The sequence below is a fragment of the Elstera litoralis genome, from assembly GCF_000963705.1.
Taxonomy (GTDB): Bacteria; Pseudomonadota; Alphaproteobacteria; order Elsterales; family Elsteraceae; genus Elstera; species Elstera litoralis.
On sequence record NZ_LAJY01001009.1, the window covers coordinates 1 to 704 of the forward strand.

General features: G+C 53.6%; 1 rRNA gene. It reads right to left on the minus strand.

Annotated features, from left to right (window positions below):
• Positions 1–704, minus strand: a 23S ribosomal RNA gene (locus VZ95_RS21220); the annotation flags it as partial.

Consider the following 704-nt stretch of genomic DNA (forward strand, 5'->3'; position numbering starts at 1 on the left):
CTTAGCACCCTGGGACTGTCTGCCGGACTGTACTCACCGGTATTCGGAGTTTGGTTGGGTTTGGTAAGATTCGCATCCCCCTAGCCCATCCAGTGCTCTACCCCCGGCGGCAATCGTCCGACGCGCTACCTAAATAGCTTTCGCGGAGAACCAGCTATTTCCGAGTTTGATTGGCCTTTCACCCCTAGCAACAGGTCATCCCCGTCTTTTTCAACAGACGTGGGTTCGGTCCTCCAGTGCATGTTACTGCACCTTCAACCTGCCCATAGCTAGATCACTCGGTTTCGGGTCTCATCCATGCAACTCTGACGCCCTCTTCAGACTCGCTTTCGCTGCGCCTACACCTAACGGCTTAAGCTTGCTGCATAGACGAACTCGCTGACCCATTATACAAAAGGTACGCAGTCACTCTTTCGAGCTCCTACTGCTTGTAGGCATCCGGTTTCAGGTCTGTTTCACTCCCTCATCGGGGCTTTTCACCTTTCCCTCACGGTACTGGTGCACTATCGGTCTTCGAGGAGTACTTAGGCTTGGAGGGTGGTCCCCCCATGTTCAGACAGGATTACACGTGTCCCGCCTTACTCAAGGATCTATGGAATTTCTACCGATACGGGGCTATCACCCACTCTGGCCAGCCTTTCCAGACTGTTTTCGTTCTTAACCATAGACCACTGGCCTAGTCCGCGTTCGCTCGCCACTACTAA